Consider the following 17,692-nt stretch of genomic DNA (forward strand, 5'->3'; position numbering starts at 1 on the left):
TGGAACCAAATTATTCGGAATTCCGATAGGTAGTTCTCCTAATTTTGCAGATGGATGAGCTCCAATTGGATTAAAATACCTCAATAAAGTGATTTTTTTATGATGAGCAGTTGCGAAATCCTTCAGAATTTCTTCGCCCATTTGTTTGGTTTTTCCGTAAGAAGATTCAGGTAACTTCAGGGCTGTTTCTTCATCTATTGGCATGGTATCGGCTTGTCCGTAAACGGTACAACTAGAACTGAAAATGAAATTAGAAATATTTCTTTCTTTCATTTCTTGCAAAAGATTGATGAGTGAAAACAGATTGTTTTCGTAATAATCTACTGGTTTTTCTTGAGATTCTCCTACCGCTTTATAAGCTGCAAAGTGAATGCAACCTTCGATTTGGTGAGCATCAAAAACTTGTTTTAAAAGCTCCTTTCTTTTTAAATCAAAAGGATAAAAAATAGGTTTCTTGCCCGTTATTTCTTCAATATTTTTGAGGATAAATTTTTCGGTGTTTGATAAATCATCGATGATAACTACTTCAAAATTATTTTGGAGCAGTTCTACAACCGTGTGAGAACCAATATATCCTAATCCGCCTGTTACGAGTATTGTCATGTTAAATTGTTTCGAATTTCTAGTTCAGAGTTATTTCATAAACTCTAATACAGAATCTGTAATGTATTTCAATTGTTCTTCATCTAATTCTGTGTGCATTGGTAAAGAAATTACTTGATCTAGCAATTTATCTGTATTCACAAAATCTGCATCATTTGATTCTTGGTAATACGCTTTTTGCTTTCTCAATGCCACAGGATAATAAATCATCGCTGGAATTTCTTTTTCAGCTAAAAATGCCTGTAATTCATTGCGTTTTCCATTTAAAATCCTGAGAGTATATTGATGGAAAACGTGAGTAGAATTTTCTGCTCTTTTTGGTGTTAAGATATGAGGATGATTGGCAAAAGCTTTGTCGTAATAATCTGCAGCGCTTCTTCTAGCAGTGTTATAAGTGTCTAAAAGCGGAAGTTTCACTCTTAGAACTGCAGCTTGTACACTGTCTAATCTAGAATTTACTCCTACTTCATCATGATAATATCTTTTGTACATTCCATGATTTACAATTCCACGCATTTTGTAAGCCAAATCGTCATCATTGGTAAAAATGGCACCACCATCACCATAACAACCTAGATTTTTTGAAGGGAAGAAACTCGTAGTACCAATGGTTCCCATTGTTCCAGATTTTTGTACCGTTCCATCAGAAAAAGTAAAATCTGCACCAATCCCTTGACAATTATCTTCAATTACGTACAAATTATGTTCTTTTGCGACTTCTAAAACCGCTTCCATATTGGCACATTGACCGAACAAATGAACAGGAATAATCGCTTTAGTTTTTGGGGTGATTGCTGCTTTTAATTTTTCAATATCAATATTAAAAGTATCATAATCTACATCTACCAAAACTGATTTTAACCTTAATAAATGGATAACTTCTACCGTAGCAGCAAATGTGAAATCTGCGGTAATTACCTCATCACCTGGTTCTAATTGTAGCGCCATTAAAGCTATTTGAAGAGCGTCTGTTCCATTAGCACACGGAATTACGTGTTTTACACCTAAATACTCTTCTAATTCTTTTTGGAAATTCTGAACCTCTGGACCATTGATGAACATTGCACTTTGCATTACATTTAGTACCTTTTCATCTACTTCATTTTTTATTTTTTGATACTGACTTTGCAAGTCAACCATTTGGATTTTTCTCATGAGAAATTTTTTGTAAAATTAATGATTTTATAGGTTTCTACGAAACAAGATTAAGCTTAAATATCAACATTGATGATAGATAAGAGAAAAAAAAATCAGATTGGATAAAAATATTATATTTTTGTATTATTAATGATTGTTTTAAAATCTGAATACGATATTTAAAAATATGAAAAATTATTTATCTTTTTTACTACTATACTGCAGTTTATTTACATTCTCTCAAACAGAATTGGTTTTTGTCTATTTCAAAGATAAGCCCAATGCATCAATATTTATTGCTAATCCTAGCACAGAATTGTCTCAAAAATCTATTACCAGAAGAGCCAATTTAAATATTCCAATTACCGAACAAGATGCCCCGATAGAAACATCTTATATACAAAATATAGAAAACCTAGGTTTTACTGTAACAGACCAATCGAAATGGTTAAATGGCGTTGCAGTAAATGCTACAGCTACACAAATTGCTCTATTGCAATCTGAACCATATGTCTTAAAAGTAGAAAGTTTTGTGAAAAACGCTACAACTACAAGACAAAATAGAATTTCTAAAATAGAAAAATTTCAAAATTCTGCTACAGATTTTAATTATGGAAATTCTTTGGACCAAATCAATCAAATTAATCTTAGAAGTTTACATGTAATTGGTTTCACTGGTGCAGGCATTAGCATAGCAGTTATAGATACTGGTTTTCCTACGGTAAATACTGGCTCTGCTTTTGCTAGAATTAGAAATAACAATCAAATAAAAGGAGGATACAACTTCATCAATAAATCTATAGACATTTACAATACAAGTCTCAATTCACATGGGACCAATTGCTTGGGAATTATCGGAGGTTATATCGATGGTAATTTTGTAGGTGCTGCTCCTGATGCAGAATTTTATCTTTACGCAACAGAAAATGCATCTGTAGAAATTCCAGAAGAAGAAATGTATTGGATAGAAGCTGCTGAAGAAGCTGATAGACAAGGTGTAGATATTATTTCTACCTCTTTGGGATATAACACTTTTGATGATTCTAGATATGATTATCAATATAGTGACATGACGGGTCAAAAATCATTTATTGCAAGAGCAGCAGGAATAGCCTCAGATAAAGGAATCATAGTATTAATAGCCAACGGAAACGAAGGAAACAAAACTTGGCAATATCTTACAACCCCTGCAGATAGCCCAAAAGTTTTTAGTATTGGAGCAGTAGACAGCAATGGTAATGCTTCAGCATTTAGCTCTTTTGGCCCCAATGCAATTGGCACTGTAAAACCAGATGCTACAGCCAGAGGAACGGCTACCTATTACACTTATAATAATTCTTCCTATTCTGGAAATGGGACTTCCTATTCTACTCCACTTTCTGCAGGAGGAGTTGCATGTCTTTTGCAAGCTCTTCCTAACTCTACCAATAGAGAAAACATCAAAAATAAATTAAGACAAACTGCATCATTATACCCTAGTTATGATAACCAAAGAGGCTACGGAGTATTGAATTTCGGAAATACACTCAATTCTCTTTTAGCCACCTCAGAGAGTATTTTAGAAAAAACTGTAAATGTTTTCCCAATTCCCGCTCAAAGCGAAATTAATATAGAAACCACTAAAAAAATAACTGGTATATCTATTTACAATACTTTAGGACAGCTTATTAAAAATATTAATTCTAACTATAAAAAAATCAGTCTAGATTCTCTCCCGAAAGGAATTTATTATCTAAAAATCAACATTGAAAACAGCCAAGTGATTAAAAAAATTATAAAAGAATAGAATCAAATGCTTTTAAGGAATTCTATCAGGCTTTCATCTTTTTTCAGTCCAAGTTTTGATTTTATTTTACTTTTATAAACCCGTACACTTCCATCTGTTATTTTTTCTAAAACTGATATTTCTTTGGCACTAAGGTCTAATCTAAAATAAACACAAAATTGAAGCTCCTGCTCATTTAAAAAAGGATATTTATCTGATAGTAGTTTGATAAACTGTTTATTTTCTGCAGAACTTTCATCAGAAAAACCTATACTTTTTTTATCAATTCCTATTAGGTTGTTCATATCAAAATAAAGTTCTCTAAGAACTTGTTCTGCATTTTCAGCATCAGATTTTCTTACTTTTTTTATTTTGTCTAGAAAAACTTTTTCGGTTTCTTGTTTCAAATTAAGATTGAGATGCAGATTTTTTATCTTCTCATTTTTTATTAACAAATCTTGCTCCATCAGTTTTTTTTGTTGTTCACTGATTAGATTTTTACTTACGAAGAGTTGCTTATCCTTCTTTCTTTTGTTGTATAATAAAATATAAGTAGCTACAAAAATTACGATAATCAAGAAAAAAGTGAAACTCATCCAAAATATTTTTCTATTCTGCCTTTCTACTTGATAATCAAACTTTTGATTTACATTTTCAATGATATTTTTATTAAGCAAATTAGAAATTTCTGCAAATTGCTCCTTTTTCAAATGGGCATTTTTTTCATTGAGGTCGTTTAGTTTTTGAGCGTAAAATTCTGCATCGCTAACATTACCCATTTTAAACGAATAATCTAATAAAATTGACGCAAATACTTTCTTAAATTCGTCATTATGCTCTATGTTACTTTCATATACTTTTTTTAAAAATATGATTAAATCATCTCTTTCGCGTAACAATGATTGATTAGAGTAACAATGATACAAATTAAAAATAAGCGCAGATCTTTCATTTACTTTTTGGGGATTTAACTTTAGATAATCTAACACTTTCCCCCAGTTATACAATGTATTTTTTCTATCAGACAAATCATAATAAACCTCGCCTAAATTACTATAAACCAAATATTTAAAATCTAAAACTTCCTCAGTAATATTTTGAATTTTGGGCAAATAAGAAAGTGATTTTTCAAATTCTTCAATACTTTTTTTGTATTGTTTTTGCTTTGCGAATACCAATCCGAAATTATTATGCATAGATGATATGTACAAATAATCTGATGACTTGTAATGACTCAAAGCTAACCTGAAGAAATATAGCGCTTGATTATACTCTTTTAGATTAAAATACAATTTCCCTTTAAGATGGTACAAATGAGGAATTAAATTACTTTTTTTATTGTATTGAAGTTCATTTGCAATAGCTTCATTGATGTACTTAAGACTAATTTCGGAAGAAAAGCCTTCTAGATAATTAGCAATAGAATTATTAGCTTCTGTAGTGATTATTGGGTATTTGCCATTATTAAGTTTTAAAACTTCATTAGATGTGATAAAGAATTGAACCCCATTTTTTTTTAAATCATAGAAATACAAAGAAGCATATTTAAAAGCCAAAAGATAATCTTCATTTCCTGTATTTTTAAACTTTTGAAACTCTTCCTTTCTAATTTCATTTATTACATTTTTATGGTTAATCGCTTTACTCAGTTTTAAGTTTAGCTCAATGAAATACTCATGAGGTAAATCGGCATATAATACATTCGAAAGGAAGACTAAAAATAAAAATATTCTGTTTGGCATTTATTTATATCTAAAATATTGATAAAAATAATGAATTTAATTTACAATAAAAAAATCTCCAGCTGCAATAGCTAGAGAATTTCAATAACAGTTTTGTTTTAATAGATTATCTAAAGCAAAATGAAATAAAAGAATTAAAATCATTGAACTTTAAAATGAAATGAATGATAAGCCTGAACGTTTTTTATAATTCATTATTAAAACAAAATTAGTACATATCAACTTAATAAATATAAGTTTTCAAGACGCGCATCATTAATTAACATCAATAAAAACGCAAATACCTAATTTACAAACAGTTAACTACAATGCAATTAATACTTTTTCATTAAAAAAAACTAGAATTCAGCTAAAAAAACCTACTATTATAAACAATAAGTCTAGTGAATAAGATGCAGTTCAATAAAAAAGAGAAGCAAAATTGCTTCTCCTTTTTTACGCTGAATTTCTACTGGCATTAATATTACCGAATAGTGACCTGGTCACTAATTTTTCTAGTGCTTCTCGTTTTCCTTCGTCTTTTTGAAGTTTTATTAAAGCATATTGTTGTATGCTGAGCAATGGCAAAACTATTTTTTCTCTAATTTTTACTGATTTTCTTCCTACAGGTTCTTCTTCCATCAAGGTTTTGAAACCCGTTATTTCAAACATCATTTCTTTAGACAGATTATATTCGTTAAACAGAATTTGCCAAAATTCACCAAATTTAGGATGGTTTTTCATGTAATAAGTCAACGGGAAATAAGACTTATTCATGGCCATCATAGAATTGAGCACTAATGTTTTAAAGAAATCAGAATTTCTAAATAAGTCTTTCACTTCCTCTATTCTACCTTCTGATTTCAGTTTTGCTATTGATGTACCGAAACCAAAGAAACCTGGAACGTTTTGCTTCAATTGACTCCAACTTCCTACAAACGGAATGGCTCTAAGGTCTTCAAATTTCAATTCATTACCTGCACCACGTTTGCTAGGTCTACTACCAATATTGGTTTTTCCGTAATATTGAAGCGTGCTTATTTCTTGTAAATAAGGTACAAAAAGCGGGTGCTGTTTCAGTGCAGAATATTTTGCGTAACTATTTTTAGCCAATTCTTCTATGAGTTTTCGTTCATCATCTGTAATATCTTTTTTATGATTTTTGAAAACTTCATTTTCAATTCCTGCCGTTAATAATTGTTCAAAATTATATTTTGCTTGGTCTTTATTCCCAAAAACAGAGGTAATTGTTTGCCCTTGAATTGTCAATTCTATTTTATTATTTGCAATCGTTTTTCCTTGCGAAGCGTAAAACTGGTGAGTTTTTCCGCCACCTCTAGCTGGTGGACCACCTCTACCATCAAAGAAAATAACCTTCACTTCATTTTCTTCCGAAACTTTAGTCAATTTTTCTTTGGTACTATAAATTTCCCAGTTTGCTTTTAGGTACCCCCCATCTTTAGTTCCGTCTGAAAAGCCTAACATAATGGTTTGCCATTGATTTCTCTTCGCCAAATGTTTTTGATAAATAGGGTCATTATAAAGATTTCTCATGACTTCTTCAGCATCAGCCAAACCTTCCATCGTCTCGAAAAGAGGCACTATATCTACATTAATTTCCTCGTCTTGATAACCGCATACTTTGAAAAGTGCAAAAACATTCATTACATCTTCTACGGTGTCAGAGTTTGAAATAATGTATCTGTGCATTCCTCTTTCTCCGTTGCTTTGTTGAATTTTCTTTACATTAACTACACTTTTTAGGGTTTCTCTGGTTATTTCATCTTCGAAATCATCTGGATTTGCAATAATATTTTCATTCATTAAAACTTCTACTTTTTCAGAATTTTTCAATGAAGAAATGTCCCTATTGGCATATTTTTCAACAATTTCATCTATTACTTTCTGGTGAATTCTACTATCTTGTCTGATGTCTAAAGTAGCAAAATGTGTCCCAAAAATCTTTATACGATCTCTATAATCTTCTAATAAATTTTTAAAAAGACCATTGTGTTGAGATTCTAAAATCTGTTGCGCATCATGTAAATAAGATAAAATATGACTTGCGGTAATAGATTTTTCTTTCCCAAAAATGTTTTCGTAAAGTTCATTGCTCAGCTTTTCTAATACCTCTGAAACTCCCCTGAAACTCAATCTTCTCCTCAAACTTTTCAGATGATTGTAATAGTTTTTAAGAATAGAAACTCTCAGTTCTTCTGCTACTTTCAGGGTAACATCTGCCGTTACAAAAGGATTGCCGTCTCTATCACCACCCGGCCAAAAACCTAACTGAATTACATCTTGATGAATTTCAAAATTATTGGCAGAAAAAGACTCTTTCAGTTTTTTATACAATTCTCCGAAAGCATCATAATATACATTTCTCAGATAATAAATAATACTTAGTGCTTCATCTAATGGAGTCGGCCTTTCCTTATTTACAAAAGGAGTTTTACCTAATTGCTGAAGCAGTAAATCTATCTCAGAAATATCATCTTTGAGAATAGCCGCACGCAAATCGTGTAAAATTCGCTGTACAGAATTGGGGTAAAATTGGGTAGGGTGCGCCGTAAAAACCACCTTAATCCCAAAATCTTCTAATTTCGCTTGAACTTTAGAAAATTGATGCTCTTGTATCGCTCTTTCGTGGAGCTGCATTACGGTACCAGCATCACTCTCTGAGTGTAACTGAGAAAAAGCGGCATCTTCTATACTATCAAAAAGCACTACTTGCCTTTCGATGTATTGTATTATCTTGAATAAAAGTTCTAGCTTTTGGTCTTCGGTTTCTAGTTCTGTGTGTTTCTTAAAAAACTCTTCCACTATTTCTTCTGGAGATTTCCCTTCCTCATAACCATCCCTGCTTTCCTCATACAAAAACGGGAGCAACATACCAATATTGGTCATTTTATCATACGGAAGACTCATAAATAGACTATTGTAAATCTGGAACTTAGTCTCTACAACCTGTCGGAATTTTTCTAATCGGGCTTCATTTATCATATAACAAATTTAGGAAAAACTCTTAAAATTAAGTATATTATTGAATATTTCTATGTTAACTTTATATGAAATTTTAATTTTTATCATTTTCTAATTCGTAATTTTGAAGAAAAATTTTAAGAATATGTTAAACTTTGAATTTAAAAATCCTACAAAAATTATTTTCGGTAAAGGTGAGATTGCAAAAATCTCTAGAGAAATTCCGAAAACAGAAAAGATATTGGTACTCTATGGTGGTGGAAGCATAAAATCTAATGGTGTCTATGACCAAGTAAAATCTGCACTAGAAGGTTATGAATGGGAAGAATTCGGTGGAATTCCTGCCAATCCAGAATATGAAGTTTTAATGGAAGCTTTAAAAATTATTAAAGAAAAAAACATTACTTATATGCTGGCTGTAGGTGGTGGTTCTGTAATAGATGGCGTAAAATTTCTTTCGGCTGCCGCTAAATACGAAGGTGAACCTTGGGATATTTTACAAAAAGGAATAAGAACCGAGGAAGGAAAAGGACTTCCTTTCGCTTCTGTACTTACTTTACCTGCTACTGGTTCTGAAATGAATTCTGGTTCTGTAATTTCTAGAAGAGCTACCAAACAAAAATTAGCCATGGGCGGTCCTGGGCTTTTCCCTGTTTTTTCAGTTTTAGACCCAGAAGTTATTCGTTCTATTCCTAAAAAACAAATTGCCAACGGAATTACAGATGCATACACACACGTTTTGGAGCAATATATGACTGTGAAAACTTCGGCAACATTACAAGACAGATTTGCGGAAAGCATCTTACAAACTTTACAAGAAATAGCTCCGAAAATGATGGAAGATGAGTTTGATTATGATGCAGCAGCTAACTTTATGTGGAGTTGTACGATGGCTCTTAATGGTTTAATTCAAAAAGGAGTAACTTCTGACTGGGCAGTTCATATGATGGGGCACGAACTAACTGCTCAATTTGGCATAGACCACGCTAGAACTTTGGCAGTGATTGCACCTAGCCATTACCGATACAATTTTGAGGCTAAAAAAGAAAAACTAGCACAATACGCAGAAAGAGTTTGGAATGTAACCGAAGGTTCTCTAGAAGAAAAAGCCAACAAAGGAATAGAATATTTAGAAAAATTCTTCCAAAGCTTAGGAATTGCCACCAAACTATCAGACTACACCGAAAATTATGAAGGGACTGCCGAATTGGTAGAAAAAACTTTCCTTGATAGAAAATGGTTAGCTCTAGGTGAAAGAGGAATTGTAAAACCTGAAGATGCTAAGAAAATTGTAGAAATGGCATATTAATGCTTACTTTCAATATGATATTAATCGGTTTCAAAACATTTTGAGACCGATTTTTATTTTTAAATCAAAATTTTTATACATTTACACAAATCAAAACTAATACTATGAAAAAAATTCTTTTTGCAACATTCATTTTACTTTCAATCACTACTTTTTCTCAAGAAAAAAATATTGAATTCCCTGAAAAAAAAAATTTATTAAAATCGGTAGCTGAAGAAACGTGTAAGTGTATAGATTCTATCATAATTACAGACAAATCTCACGCAAAAATATCTGAAGAAATAAGCCAATGCATCAAAAAAGAAGTAACAGCCTATCAAACTGGATTAAAACTTATAGACGCACAAAAAGAATCTGAAAAAGGTGTAAAAAAAATAAATATCAATATTCAAATGAATGAAAATTCTAATGAGTATAAGCAATATTATTATGAAATTGAAAATTATTTGAGAGATCATTGTACTTCTATGAATGATAAAATAGACACTAATGAAAAGAAATCTCATAAATCTATTTCCACCGATTCTAAAGCAATACAATTCTACAACGATGGCATCACAGAATACAAAAACAAAAATTATGAAGTTGCTATTGTACAATTTAAAAAGGCAATAGAACAAGACTACTATTTTCCATTTGCTTGGGATAACCTGGGCATTTGTTACAGAAAATTAGGAAATTATGACAAAGCTTTGGATGCATACCAAACTTCTTTAAAAATTGATCCTACAGGGAAAATGCCTCTTCAGAATATACCAATCATTTATATCTACAAAAAAGAATATCAAAAAGCGATTGATGCTTACCAAGAAATGAAAAATGTCTATTTTGATGACCCAGAAATAGAATATGGAATTGGACAAGTCTATTTTCAGTACATCAAAGATTATGAAAAATCCTTAGACTTTATCGCAAAAGCTTATAATAAATATGTGAAAATAAATTCTCCGTATAGATCAGATGCTGAATCTATTATCCAGAGTATTTACAAAATAATGAAAGAACAAAATAAATTAGAAACCTTCCACAAGATTTTGAATCAAAACAATATCAATTTTGATGAAAAAAAATAACCGTAAAATATAAGTTTCACAAAATCACAGAAAATTCTGTGATTTTTTTTTATTTTTGAAAAAAAGTAAAAATGAGTACAATAACTGAGAACAAAACAGTTTTAGCACATCAAGATTTTTTCGAAATCCTTAGAAATGTAGAATACAAACGTCTGGATAACAATAAACAAGTTTACTTAGACTACACCGGAGGAAATCTGTATGCTAAATCTCAAATTATGGAACATCAGGATTTACTCATTAATAATATCCTTGGAAATCCTCATTCTACCAATCCTACTTCGCAATTGGCAACCAAATTGGTGGAAGAAGCCCGCCAAAAAGTCATCGATTTTTTTAATGCAGAAGATTATTTCTGTATTTTCACTCAAAATGCTTCTGGAGCTTTAAAAATTGTAGGGGAAAGCTATCCTTTTTCAGAAAAATCTCATTTTTTGCTTTTGGCAGACAATCATAATTCGGTGAACGGAATTCGTCAGTTTTGCTTATCAAAAGGTGGCAAAGTAACCTACGCTCCTATTTATTATCAAGATTTAACTATAGACGAAAATTTCTTAAAAGAACAATTAGAAGACGCTTCCGAATATGATAATAAACTTCTTGCTTTCCCAGCCCAATCTAATGTTTCTGGCGTAAAACACGATTTAGATTGGATTAAAAAAGCACAAGATTTAGGTTGGGATGTTTTGCTAGATGCCGCAGCATTTGTACCTACCAATCGATTAGATTTAAAGGAAATAAAACCTGATTTTGTTTCGGTGTCATTTTACAAAATCTTCGGATATCCTACTGGTATTGGTTGTCTTTTGGTGAATAAAGAAAAATTCAAAAAGCTAAGAAAACCATGGTTTGCAGGTGGAACGGTAAGTCTAGTTTCGGTGAATACTATTCAGCATTTTTTGATTAATAATCACGAAAGATTCGAAGACGGAACGCTTAATTATTTAGATATTCCTGCTATTAAAATTGGGCTAGATTATATCGAAAATATCGGCATCGAAAGAATTAATGAAAGAGTAGCTTCTCTTCGAAAGTACGTTTTCGAAAGATTAGAAAACTTAAAACATGATAGCGGACAAAACTTAGTTCAAATTTTTGGCCCAAAAAATCATCAAAACGTTGGTGGAACCATCATTTTAGCTTTTTACAATAAAGACGGAATTCGCTATGAATTTGAACAAATAGAAGAGCAAGCCAATCAATTTAATATTTCTCTTCGTTCTGGTTGTTTTTGCAATCCTGGAATAGACGAAACAAACAACTGCCTAACAGACAACGAATTAGCAACCTACTACTCTTCTCATCAAGAAGGCGATTATAAAGATATGATTAAATTTCTAGGAAAAATGCGTGGTGCCACTAGAATTTCCGTAGGAATTGCTACCAATCAAAATGATATTAATCAACTCATTAACTTCTTAGAAACCCTTCTCAACCAATAAAGATTCCCTAAATTTGGTAAGAATTTTCGGCAATGAATTGATTGCTGAAGCTAAATTATTTTTAATGAAAAATTTATTCAAGTTTTTTACGCTGATTTTAGCGTTTTGTTTCGTGGGAATTTTTGCTCAGCAGAAACCCGATTTTTATGATGATGTACAACATTTCAAAAAACTGAATGAGGAGAAAACTCCACCAAAAAATGCTGTTTTATTTCTAGGAAGTTCTTCTTTTACCATGTGGAAAGATGTAAACGATTATTTTCCTGATAAAACCATCATAAATAGAGCTTTCGGAGGTTCTAGATTGGTGAATCTCAACTATTACGCCGAAGATTTACTCAATCCTTATCAACCAAAACAAGTGGTCATTTACTGTGGAGAAAATGACGTTGTACACACAGACAAACCTTCTGCAAAAGAAGTTCTCAGCAGATTCAAACAGTTTTACAATACGGTAAGAACTAAATATCCTAATGCCAATATTTCTTATGTCTCCATTAAATATTCGCCAAGTAGAGAACAATATTGGCCCATAATGAAGAAAGTGAATCAGAAAATAAAATGCTTTTTACGATTCAAAAAAAATGCAAATTACATAGATATTACCAAGGTAATGAATGATGAAAACGGCAATGTAAGAAAAGATATTTTCTTAGAAGATATGCTGCATATGAAACCCGAAGGCTATCAACTTTGGACGAAGGTAATGTATCCTTATTTGAAATAAAAAAAACGGCTTCAAAATTTTGGAGCCGTTTTTTGTTAAAATTCTATCAAAAAAAACTTAATATCGTTTTTACAATACTGAAAATACTAAGAGCCATTACTAAAACCCCGACCGCAATAAACATATATTTTGGCGCTACTTTAGAAGTAAGTCTTGCAGAAAATGGTGCGGTTATGATTCCTCCAATCAATAAACCTAATACGATATTCCAATGATGGATGCCTATAGTGTAGATAAAAGCTACAGCACTTGCTACAGTAAGAATAAATTTTGCTACGGTAGAGCTTCCAACTACATATCTTGGGGTATAACCATTTTTGATTAATGTACCTGTAACAAAAGGTCCCCAACCGCCTCCAGTAAAGGAATCTATAAAGCCACCAAAAACACCTAGCACTTTGAAGTTTGCTTTCTTTTTAGGGTATTTTACATTGGCTTTCTTTAACACTGAATTTTGAAAAATCTTGAATCCTAAATATAAGGTATAAAGTGATATTATCGGTTTTACATATTTTGCATAGCCTTCACCCAAAAAAGAAATAGCTGCAACTCCTATTACCACACCTAAAATAGCAGGAATTACGAGTTTTTTCACCATATTTTTATTGACATTTTTCAGTTTGTAATGACTGATGCTTCCTGCCAAAGAAGTAAAAGATTCTGCAGAATGTATACTAGCCGTTACAATGTGAGGCGCTATTCCAAAACTCAATAATATCGTAGTACAGATTACTCCATAGCCCATCCCGACAGAACCGGCCACTACTTCTGCCACAAAACCTGTAAACATCATCCAAAGAAAACGGTTGTTATCTTTATTCAGCAATAATGAAATATCTGACCAAAGATTAAAATATTTTATCATAAAAAAGCCTGAAACCAAAACCAACAAACCACCCATAATCAAGAGTGTATTGTTTACTATTCTTCTGGCCCTTTTTACCACCAAAATAGACTTTTCGAACTGAGAAATATCCGAAATATATTTATCAAAATCCTCTGGATGAGTTGAAAGATTTTCAGTGACTTTATTTAGAATTTTTACTTTAGTTTTAAAATCTCCAGACAATTGATTTCTCAATTTATTCATATTTAAAATCAAGTAATCTAATTGGTCTGGCAAAGAATGCTCTAACGTTTCTTTTAATCTTTTGGCAATGGTTGGTGATTTTCCATTCGTAGAAATGGCAATTTTTAGATTTCCTTTGTTAACAATAGAGCCTAAATAAAAATCGCACAAATCTGGTTGGTCTGCGGCATTTACCAAAATTTTTCTCGCATTCGCCAATTTTTTAATTTCAGCATTTACTTCTTTGATATTGGTTGCTGCAATTACAAAATCTACACCCTCTAAATCTGTTTCATCAAAGAGTTTCTCCTTCAAAGTAACATTAGAATTTTGGACAGATATATCTCTAACTTCATCTAAAAATTCTGGAGAAACTATGGTAATTTTCACCTCAGGATTTTGATTGAGGAGTGTCTCTGTTTTTTCTAGACCTATATTCCCACCTCCTACAATCAAGAAGTGGGCTTGTTCTGTTTTTAGAAATATAGGGAATAATGTATTGCTGCTCATTTAATTATTGTTTCAAAGTATATTTAAGAGTTACACCAAAAGTTGCTGGATCACCAATTACACCAGCGTAATGTCCTGCACTACCTGGAGCGGCTAATAATTGTTCGTAATAATCTTTATTAAGTAAATTTCTTGCCCAAAGATTGATAGACAAACCATTAGAAGCTCTGAAACCAACTCTACTATTTAGCAAATAATATCCAGAAATATTCAAATACTGTGAAGGAGAAGGGCTAGAGGAAAAATTGGATCTAAAAAAGACATCAGCTCCTACAAAATAGCTACCTTCAAAACCTAGAAAATGCCCATCAAAAGAATCTTCAGCCCCGAAAGAGCCAGACCATTTAGAAATACCTGGTAGTCTACCACCTGAAACATCTTTGAAAGCAAGTGAACCTCCTACTTCTTCTAAAGGTACTGGTGCATTTGTAAATTTAACGTATTTGCCTTCTGTATAGGCTAAAGCAGCATTAAATACAAAATTCTGAATTCTTAAATTACCATCTATTTCCACACCTTTTACATTTACTTTCTCGGCATTTGCCAGATAACCTCTGTTTACACCTGGCTCTGGAGTTTGCACTTGTGTTTGATAATCATTAATATCATCATTAAAAAATACCACATTAAAAACAGAGTTGGCAGTAGGTTTGGTTTTCACCCCAATTTCAAAATGTCTTACAGATTCTGGTTTTACTTTTGCCAAATCAATTAAAACTACTCCATTTGCTGTAGGCAAACCACCAATGTTTATCCCTACAGGTTTATAGCTTAGAGAATAGGTAGCAAAGGTATTGAAATTATTGTTGATATTGTACTGCAAAGTAAGCTGTCCAGAGAAATTTCCTTCTTTGGCATCTGTATCAAAAGCTTGGTTAGTGTACACTTTATTTTTAAGCGCAATTAAAGCTGGATCAGTAGTTTGCAAACCTCCGTACGTTTGTCTTTTGTAATTCGCAATCTTTTTATCATAATTGTATCTAACTCCTGGTAAAATGTGCAACTTTTCTGTTAAAGCCCAATCTAATTGACCAAAAACTGCTAAACTGGTACTTTGAATTCTATTGGTGGTTCTAATTCCAAAATTGTCAAACAAACCTGGTGTTTTCCAAAGTGAACTGGTAGAATCTTGTGCAAAACGCCACTGTGCTGAGCCAGCTTCTTCTGTCTGTACAGGGTCTGAATTAAGGTCTTGCCACAACCCAAAAACACCTATAACACCGTGAAGTTTTTCGGTAAAATCACCAGAGTATCTTATTTCTTGAGACCATTGTTCATGTTTAGAATTTCCAGATGAAATGGTAAATACAGGTATGCCTAAATAATCCCTATCATTTAGTGGATTCCATCTCCAATATCTGAATGCCGAAGTAGAAGTAAGTGTACCTTTCCCAATTTTGAAATCTGCATTAATGGAAACGCCTCCTAATTGATTGTCTGCTTTAGATGGTGTATCTAAATCTACTTTTCTTTCGAAGGCGCTGCTATATGGAATTTGGTAATTCAAATCTTTAATGATATTATAAAACTGTCTATATGCTGCTCTTTTTGTAGTAACTACACCTGCAATTGGCCATCCGTAACCATCAGGTTTTTGGTCTGTGATATCAGCATTTAATGTCAATTTTATTTCATCTGTTGGTTTGTAAAGCAATTGAGCTCTTACACCTATGTTATTGATATCATTAATATTTTGTTGAGTATGTACATTATACAAAAGACCATTTCTTTGACTTCCAGAGAAAGAAATTCTAGCTGCCAATTTTTTGGAAATAGGACCAGACAAAAAACCTCTAGCTTGAAGAAAACCATAATTACCACCAGTGATTTCAAAACTTGCACTTGGTCGGAAAGTAGCGTCTTTGGTAGTAATGTTAAAAGCACCAGCAGTAGTATTTTTACCAAAAAGTGTTCCTTGCGGACCTCTAAGAACCTCTATTCTTTCGGTGTCTATAAAATCTAATGCCGTAGCTGCAGGTCTAGCGTAATAAACTCCATCTACATAAAAACCAACCCCAGGGTCTATCCCATCATTGGTAAGACCAAACGTAGAGCCTAACCCCCTGATATTAAGCGTAGTATTTCTAGCATTAGAAGCGTACAATTGAACTGTAGGCACTAATTCTTTTAATCTATTTACCGTAAAAGAACCTGTCTCGTCTATTCTTTTAGAAGTAAGAACTGTAATTGGGATAGGAATTTTCTGAATTTCTTCGCTTCTTCTTCTAGAAGTTACCAAAACGGCTTCAATATGTTTTTCAATTAAATTTAATTTTATAGTAATGCTTGGTTGGTACTCGTCTAAAATGACTTCAGATTTTTGATACCCTTTTTTATTTACTTCTAAAACCACAGGAAAATCGTTGATATTCTGTAATTTAAAAGTTCCTTCTGCATCAGATTTTACAGAATATTCTGTTCCTTTTATTTTGATTGTCGCATCTGTAAGTGGTGTATTGTCATAATCTACCACATATCCTTTGATTAATTTTTTCTCGGTAATTTGGATACTGTCTTTTTCTTGAGAATATGCAAAATTTTGGTTTAAAAATAATAATCCTAAAATATAAATTGTTTTTTTCATTGTTAATTATTCTAAAAAAGTTTAAAGTAAATAGTAAGAAAATAGAATTCTATACATGGTTAGAAATTCTAATAAAACTTGTTAAAATAATTGGCAACAACTGCTTTTAGAATTATTTTTATAATAATTCTTTTTCAAAAATTTAGTCTTCATATTATTCAATTCTTAGGTTTAATCAAAATTTAATTAAAATGAAATAATCATTATCCAATCAAAATTTGAAGTAGCAAATATAATTAATATTATATAATTCCTACCAAATTAGTATGAATTTTTATTTAATATATTATAATTACATTTAAATAAAGGAAAAAACATTAATTTATTTGGAGAGTTCTGCTATAGTTTTGTTAAGAATAGGCAATGTAGCATCTCTTACTTCGGTAAATAATAACTTAATACTACAGGTTTCTTCATCTATGCAATCTTCACATTTCTGATAATAATTAACCGAAACACAATTCATCATAGATATAGGACCATCTATAAACCTTAGAATTTCGGCAACAGAAATTTCGTGAGGTGCTTTTAAAAAAGAATAGCCACCCTCTGCTCCTCTTTCGCTTTTAAGAATCTTATTCTGTTTAAGTTCTCTAAGAATGGTCTCTAAAAACTTATAAGGAATTTTTTCTTTCGCTGAAATCAATTTCGCTGAAACAGGTTTATTCGCTTCGACATTTTTCGAAATAAAAATCAAAGCTTTGATGGCATATTTTACTTTTTTTGAAAGCATAATTTTGGTAATACTTTTCAAAAATACAAAATATCCT

General features: G+C 31.7%; 12 protein-coding genes. 5 read left to right on the top strand and 7 right to left on the bottom strand.

The window, feature by feature from the left end:
• Together IEW40_RS14130 and IEW40_RS03295 are read right to left on the bottom strand one after the other, a co-directional pair.
• Positions 1-603: SDR family NAD(P)-dependent oxidoreductase (locus tag IEW40_RS14130; protein WP_229663358.1), on the bottom strand; the 603-nt coding region annotated here is incomplete at its 3' end.
• A gap of 30 nt (positions 604-633) precedes the next feature.
• The gene (locus tag IEW40_RS03295; RefSeq protein WP_188616653.1) at positions 634-1,758 is read right to left on the bottom strand and encodes a DegT/DnrJ/EryC1/StrS family aminotransferase; all 1,125 of its coding nucleotides are present in this window, start codon (positions 1,756-1,758) and stop codon (positions 634-636) included.
• A 169-nt stretch (positions 1,759-1,927) separates the two neighbouring features.
• Here IEW40_RS03295 and IEW40_RS03300 point away from each other — a divergent pair, with 169 nt between their 5' ends.
• Positions 1,928-3,526: a S8/S53 family peptidase gene (locus IEW40_RS03300; RefSeq protein WP_188616654.1), complete on the top strand. Its 1,599-nt coding sequence runs from the start codon at positions 1,928-1,930 to the stop codon at positions 3,524-3,526.
• Positions 3,527-3,528: 2 nt separating this feature from the next.
• Here IEW40_RS03300 and IEW40_RS03305 read toward each other — a convergent pair whose 3' ends face one another.
• Both IEW40_RS03305 and IEW40_RS03310 read right to left on the bottom strand, forming a co-directional pair.
• Entirely contained in the window at positions 3,529-5,247 is a 1,719-nt protein-coding gene (locus IEW40_RS03305) for a tetratricopeptide repeat protein (protein WP_188616655.1), read from the bottom strand.
• 435 nt (positions 5,248-5,682) lie between these two features.
• Positions 5,683-8,229 carry a phosphoenolpyruvate carboxylase gene (locus IEW40_RS03310; RefSeq protein ID WP_188616656.1) on the bottom strand — a complete coding sequence of 849 codons (2,547 nt, stop codon included), beginning with the start codon at positions 8,227-8,229 and terminating at the stop codon, positions 5,683-5,685.
• Between the two features lie 124 nt (positions 8,230-8,353).
• Between IEW40_RS03310 and IEW40_RS03315 the strand changes: the two genes are divergently transcribed.
• The 4 genes from IEW40_RS03315 (at position 8,354) to IEW40_RS03330 (ending at position 12,759) form a co-directional block, all read left to right on the top strand.
• Complete coding sequence (locus IEW40_RS03315; protein ID WP_188616657.1) at positions 8,354-9,517, top strand: iron-containing alcohol dehydrogenase; 1,164 nt, start codon at positions 8,354-8,356, stop codon at positions 9,515-9,517.
• A gap of 104 nt (positions 9,518-9,621) precedes the next feature.
• Complete coding sequence (locus IEW40_RS03320) at positions 9,622-10,590, top strand: tetratricopeptide repeat protein (protein ID WP_188616658.1); 969 nt, start codon at positions 9,622-9,624, stop codon at positions 10,588-10,590.
• Positions 10,591-10,661: 71 nt separating this feature from the next.
• The gene (locus IEW40_RS03325) at positions 10,662-12,032 is read left to right on the top strand and encodes an aminotransferase class V-fold PLP-dependent enzyme (RefSeq protein WP_188616659.1); all 1,371 of its coding nucleotides are present in this window, start codon (positions 10,662-10,664) and stop codon (positions 12,030-12,032) included.
• 64 nt (positions 12,033-12,096) lie between these two features.
• Positions 12,097-12,759: a GDSL-type esterase/lipase family protein gene (locus tag IEW40_RS03330; protein ID WP_188616660.1), complete on the top strand. Its 663-nt coding sequence runs from the start codon at positions 12,097-12,099 to the stop codon at positions 12,757-12,759.
• A 46-nt stretch (positions 12,760-12,805) separates the two neighbouring features.
• Here IEW40_RS03330 and IEW40_RS03335 read toward each other — a convergent pair whose 3' ends face one another.
• The 3 genes from IEW40_RS03335 to IEW40_RS03345 all read right to left on the bottom strand — a co-directional run bounded on the left by IEW40_RS03335 (position 12,806) and on the right by IEW40_RS03345 (position 17,655).
• Entirely contained in the window at positions 12,806-14,338 is a 1,533-nt protein-coding gene (locus IEW40_RS03335; RefSeq protein WP_188616661.1) for a TSUP family transporter, read from the bottom strand.
• A gap of 4 nt (positions 14,339-14,342) precedes the next feature.
• Entirely contained in the window at positions 14,343-16,922 is a 2,580-nt protein-coding gene (locus IEW40_RS03340) for a TonB-dependent receptor (RefSeq protein ID WP_188616662.1), read from the bottom strand.
• A gap of 322 nt (positions 16,923-17,244) precedes the next feature.
• Positions 17,245-17,655 (bottom strand): RrF2 family transcriptional regulator, encoded by a 411-nt coding sequence (locus tag IEW40_RS03345; protein ID WP_188616663.1) that lies wholly within the window; start codon positions 17,653-17,655, stop codon positions 17,245-17,247.
• Positions 17,656-17,692: the final 37 nt, after the last annotated feature.

The organism is Cloacibacterium rupense, assembly GCF_014645495.1.
Taxonomy (GTDB): Bacteria; Bacteroidota; Bacteroidia; order Flavobacteriales; family Weeksellaceae; genus Cloacibacterium; species Cloacibacterium rupense.

Coding starts and splice junctions, on each gene's coding strand:
- IEW40_RS03295 (WP_188616653.1), bottom strand. CDS start 1,758: ATGAGAAAAATCCAAATGGTTGACTTGCAAAGTCAGTATCAAAAAATA.
- IEW40_RS03300 (WP_188616654.1), top strand. CDS start 1,928: ATGAAAAATTATTTATCTTTTTTACTACTATACTGCAGTTTATTTACA.
- IEW40_RS03305 (WP_188616655.1), bottom strand. CDS start 5,247: ATGCCAAACAGAATATTTTTATTTTTAGTCTTCCTTTCGAATGTATTA.
- IEW40_RS03310 (WP_188616656.1), bottom strand. CDS start 8,229: ATGATAAATGAAGCCCGATTAGAAAAATTCCGACAGGTTGTAGAGACT.
- IEW40_RS03315 (WP_188616657.1), top strand. CDS start 8,354: ATGTTAAACTTTGAATTTAAAAATCCTACAAAAATTATTTTCGGTAAA.
- IEW40_RS03320 (WP_188616658.1), top strand. CDS start 9,622: ATGAAAAAAATTCTTTTTGCAACATTCATTTTACTTTCAATCACTACT.
- IEW40_RS03325 (WP_188616659.1), top strand. CDS start 10,662: ATGAGTACAATAACTGAGAACAAAACAGTTTTAGCACATCAAGATTTT.
- IEW40_RS03330 (WP_188616660.1), top strand. CDS start 12,097: ATGAAAAATTTATTCAAGTTTTTTACGCTGATTTTAGCGTTTTGTTTC.
- IEW40_RS03335 (WP_188616661.1), bottom strand. CDS start 14,338: ATGAGCAGCAATACATTATTCCCTATATTTCTAAAAACAGAACAAGCC.
- IEW40_RS03340 (WP_188616662.1), bottom strand. CDS start 16,922: ATGAAAAAAACAATTTATATTTTAGGATTATTATTTTTAAACCAAAAT.
- IEW40_RS03345 (WP_188616663.1), bottom strand. CDS start 17,655: ATGCTTTCAAAAAAAGTAAAATATGCCATCAAAGCTTTGATTTTTATT.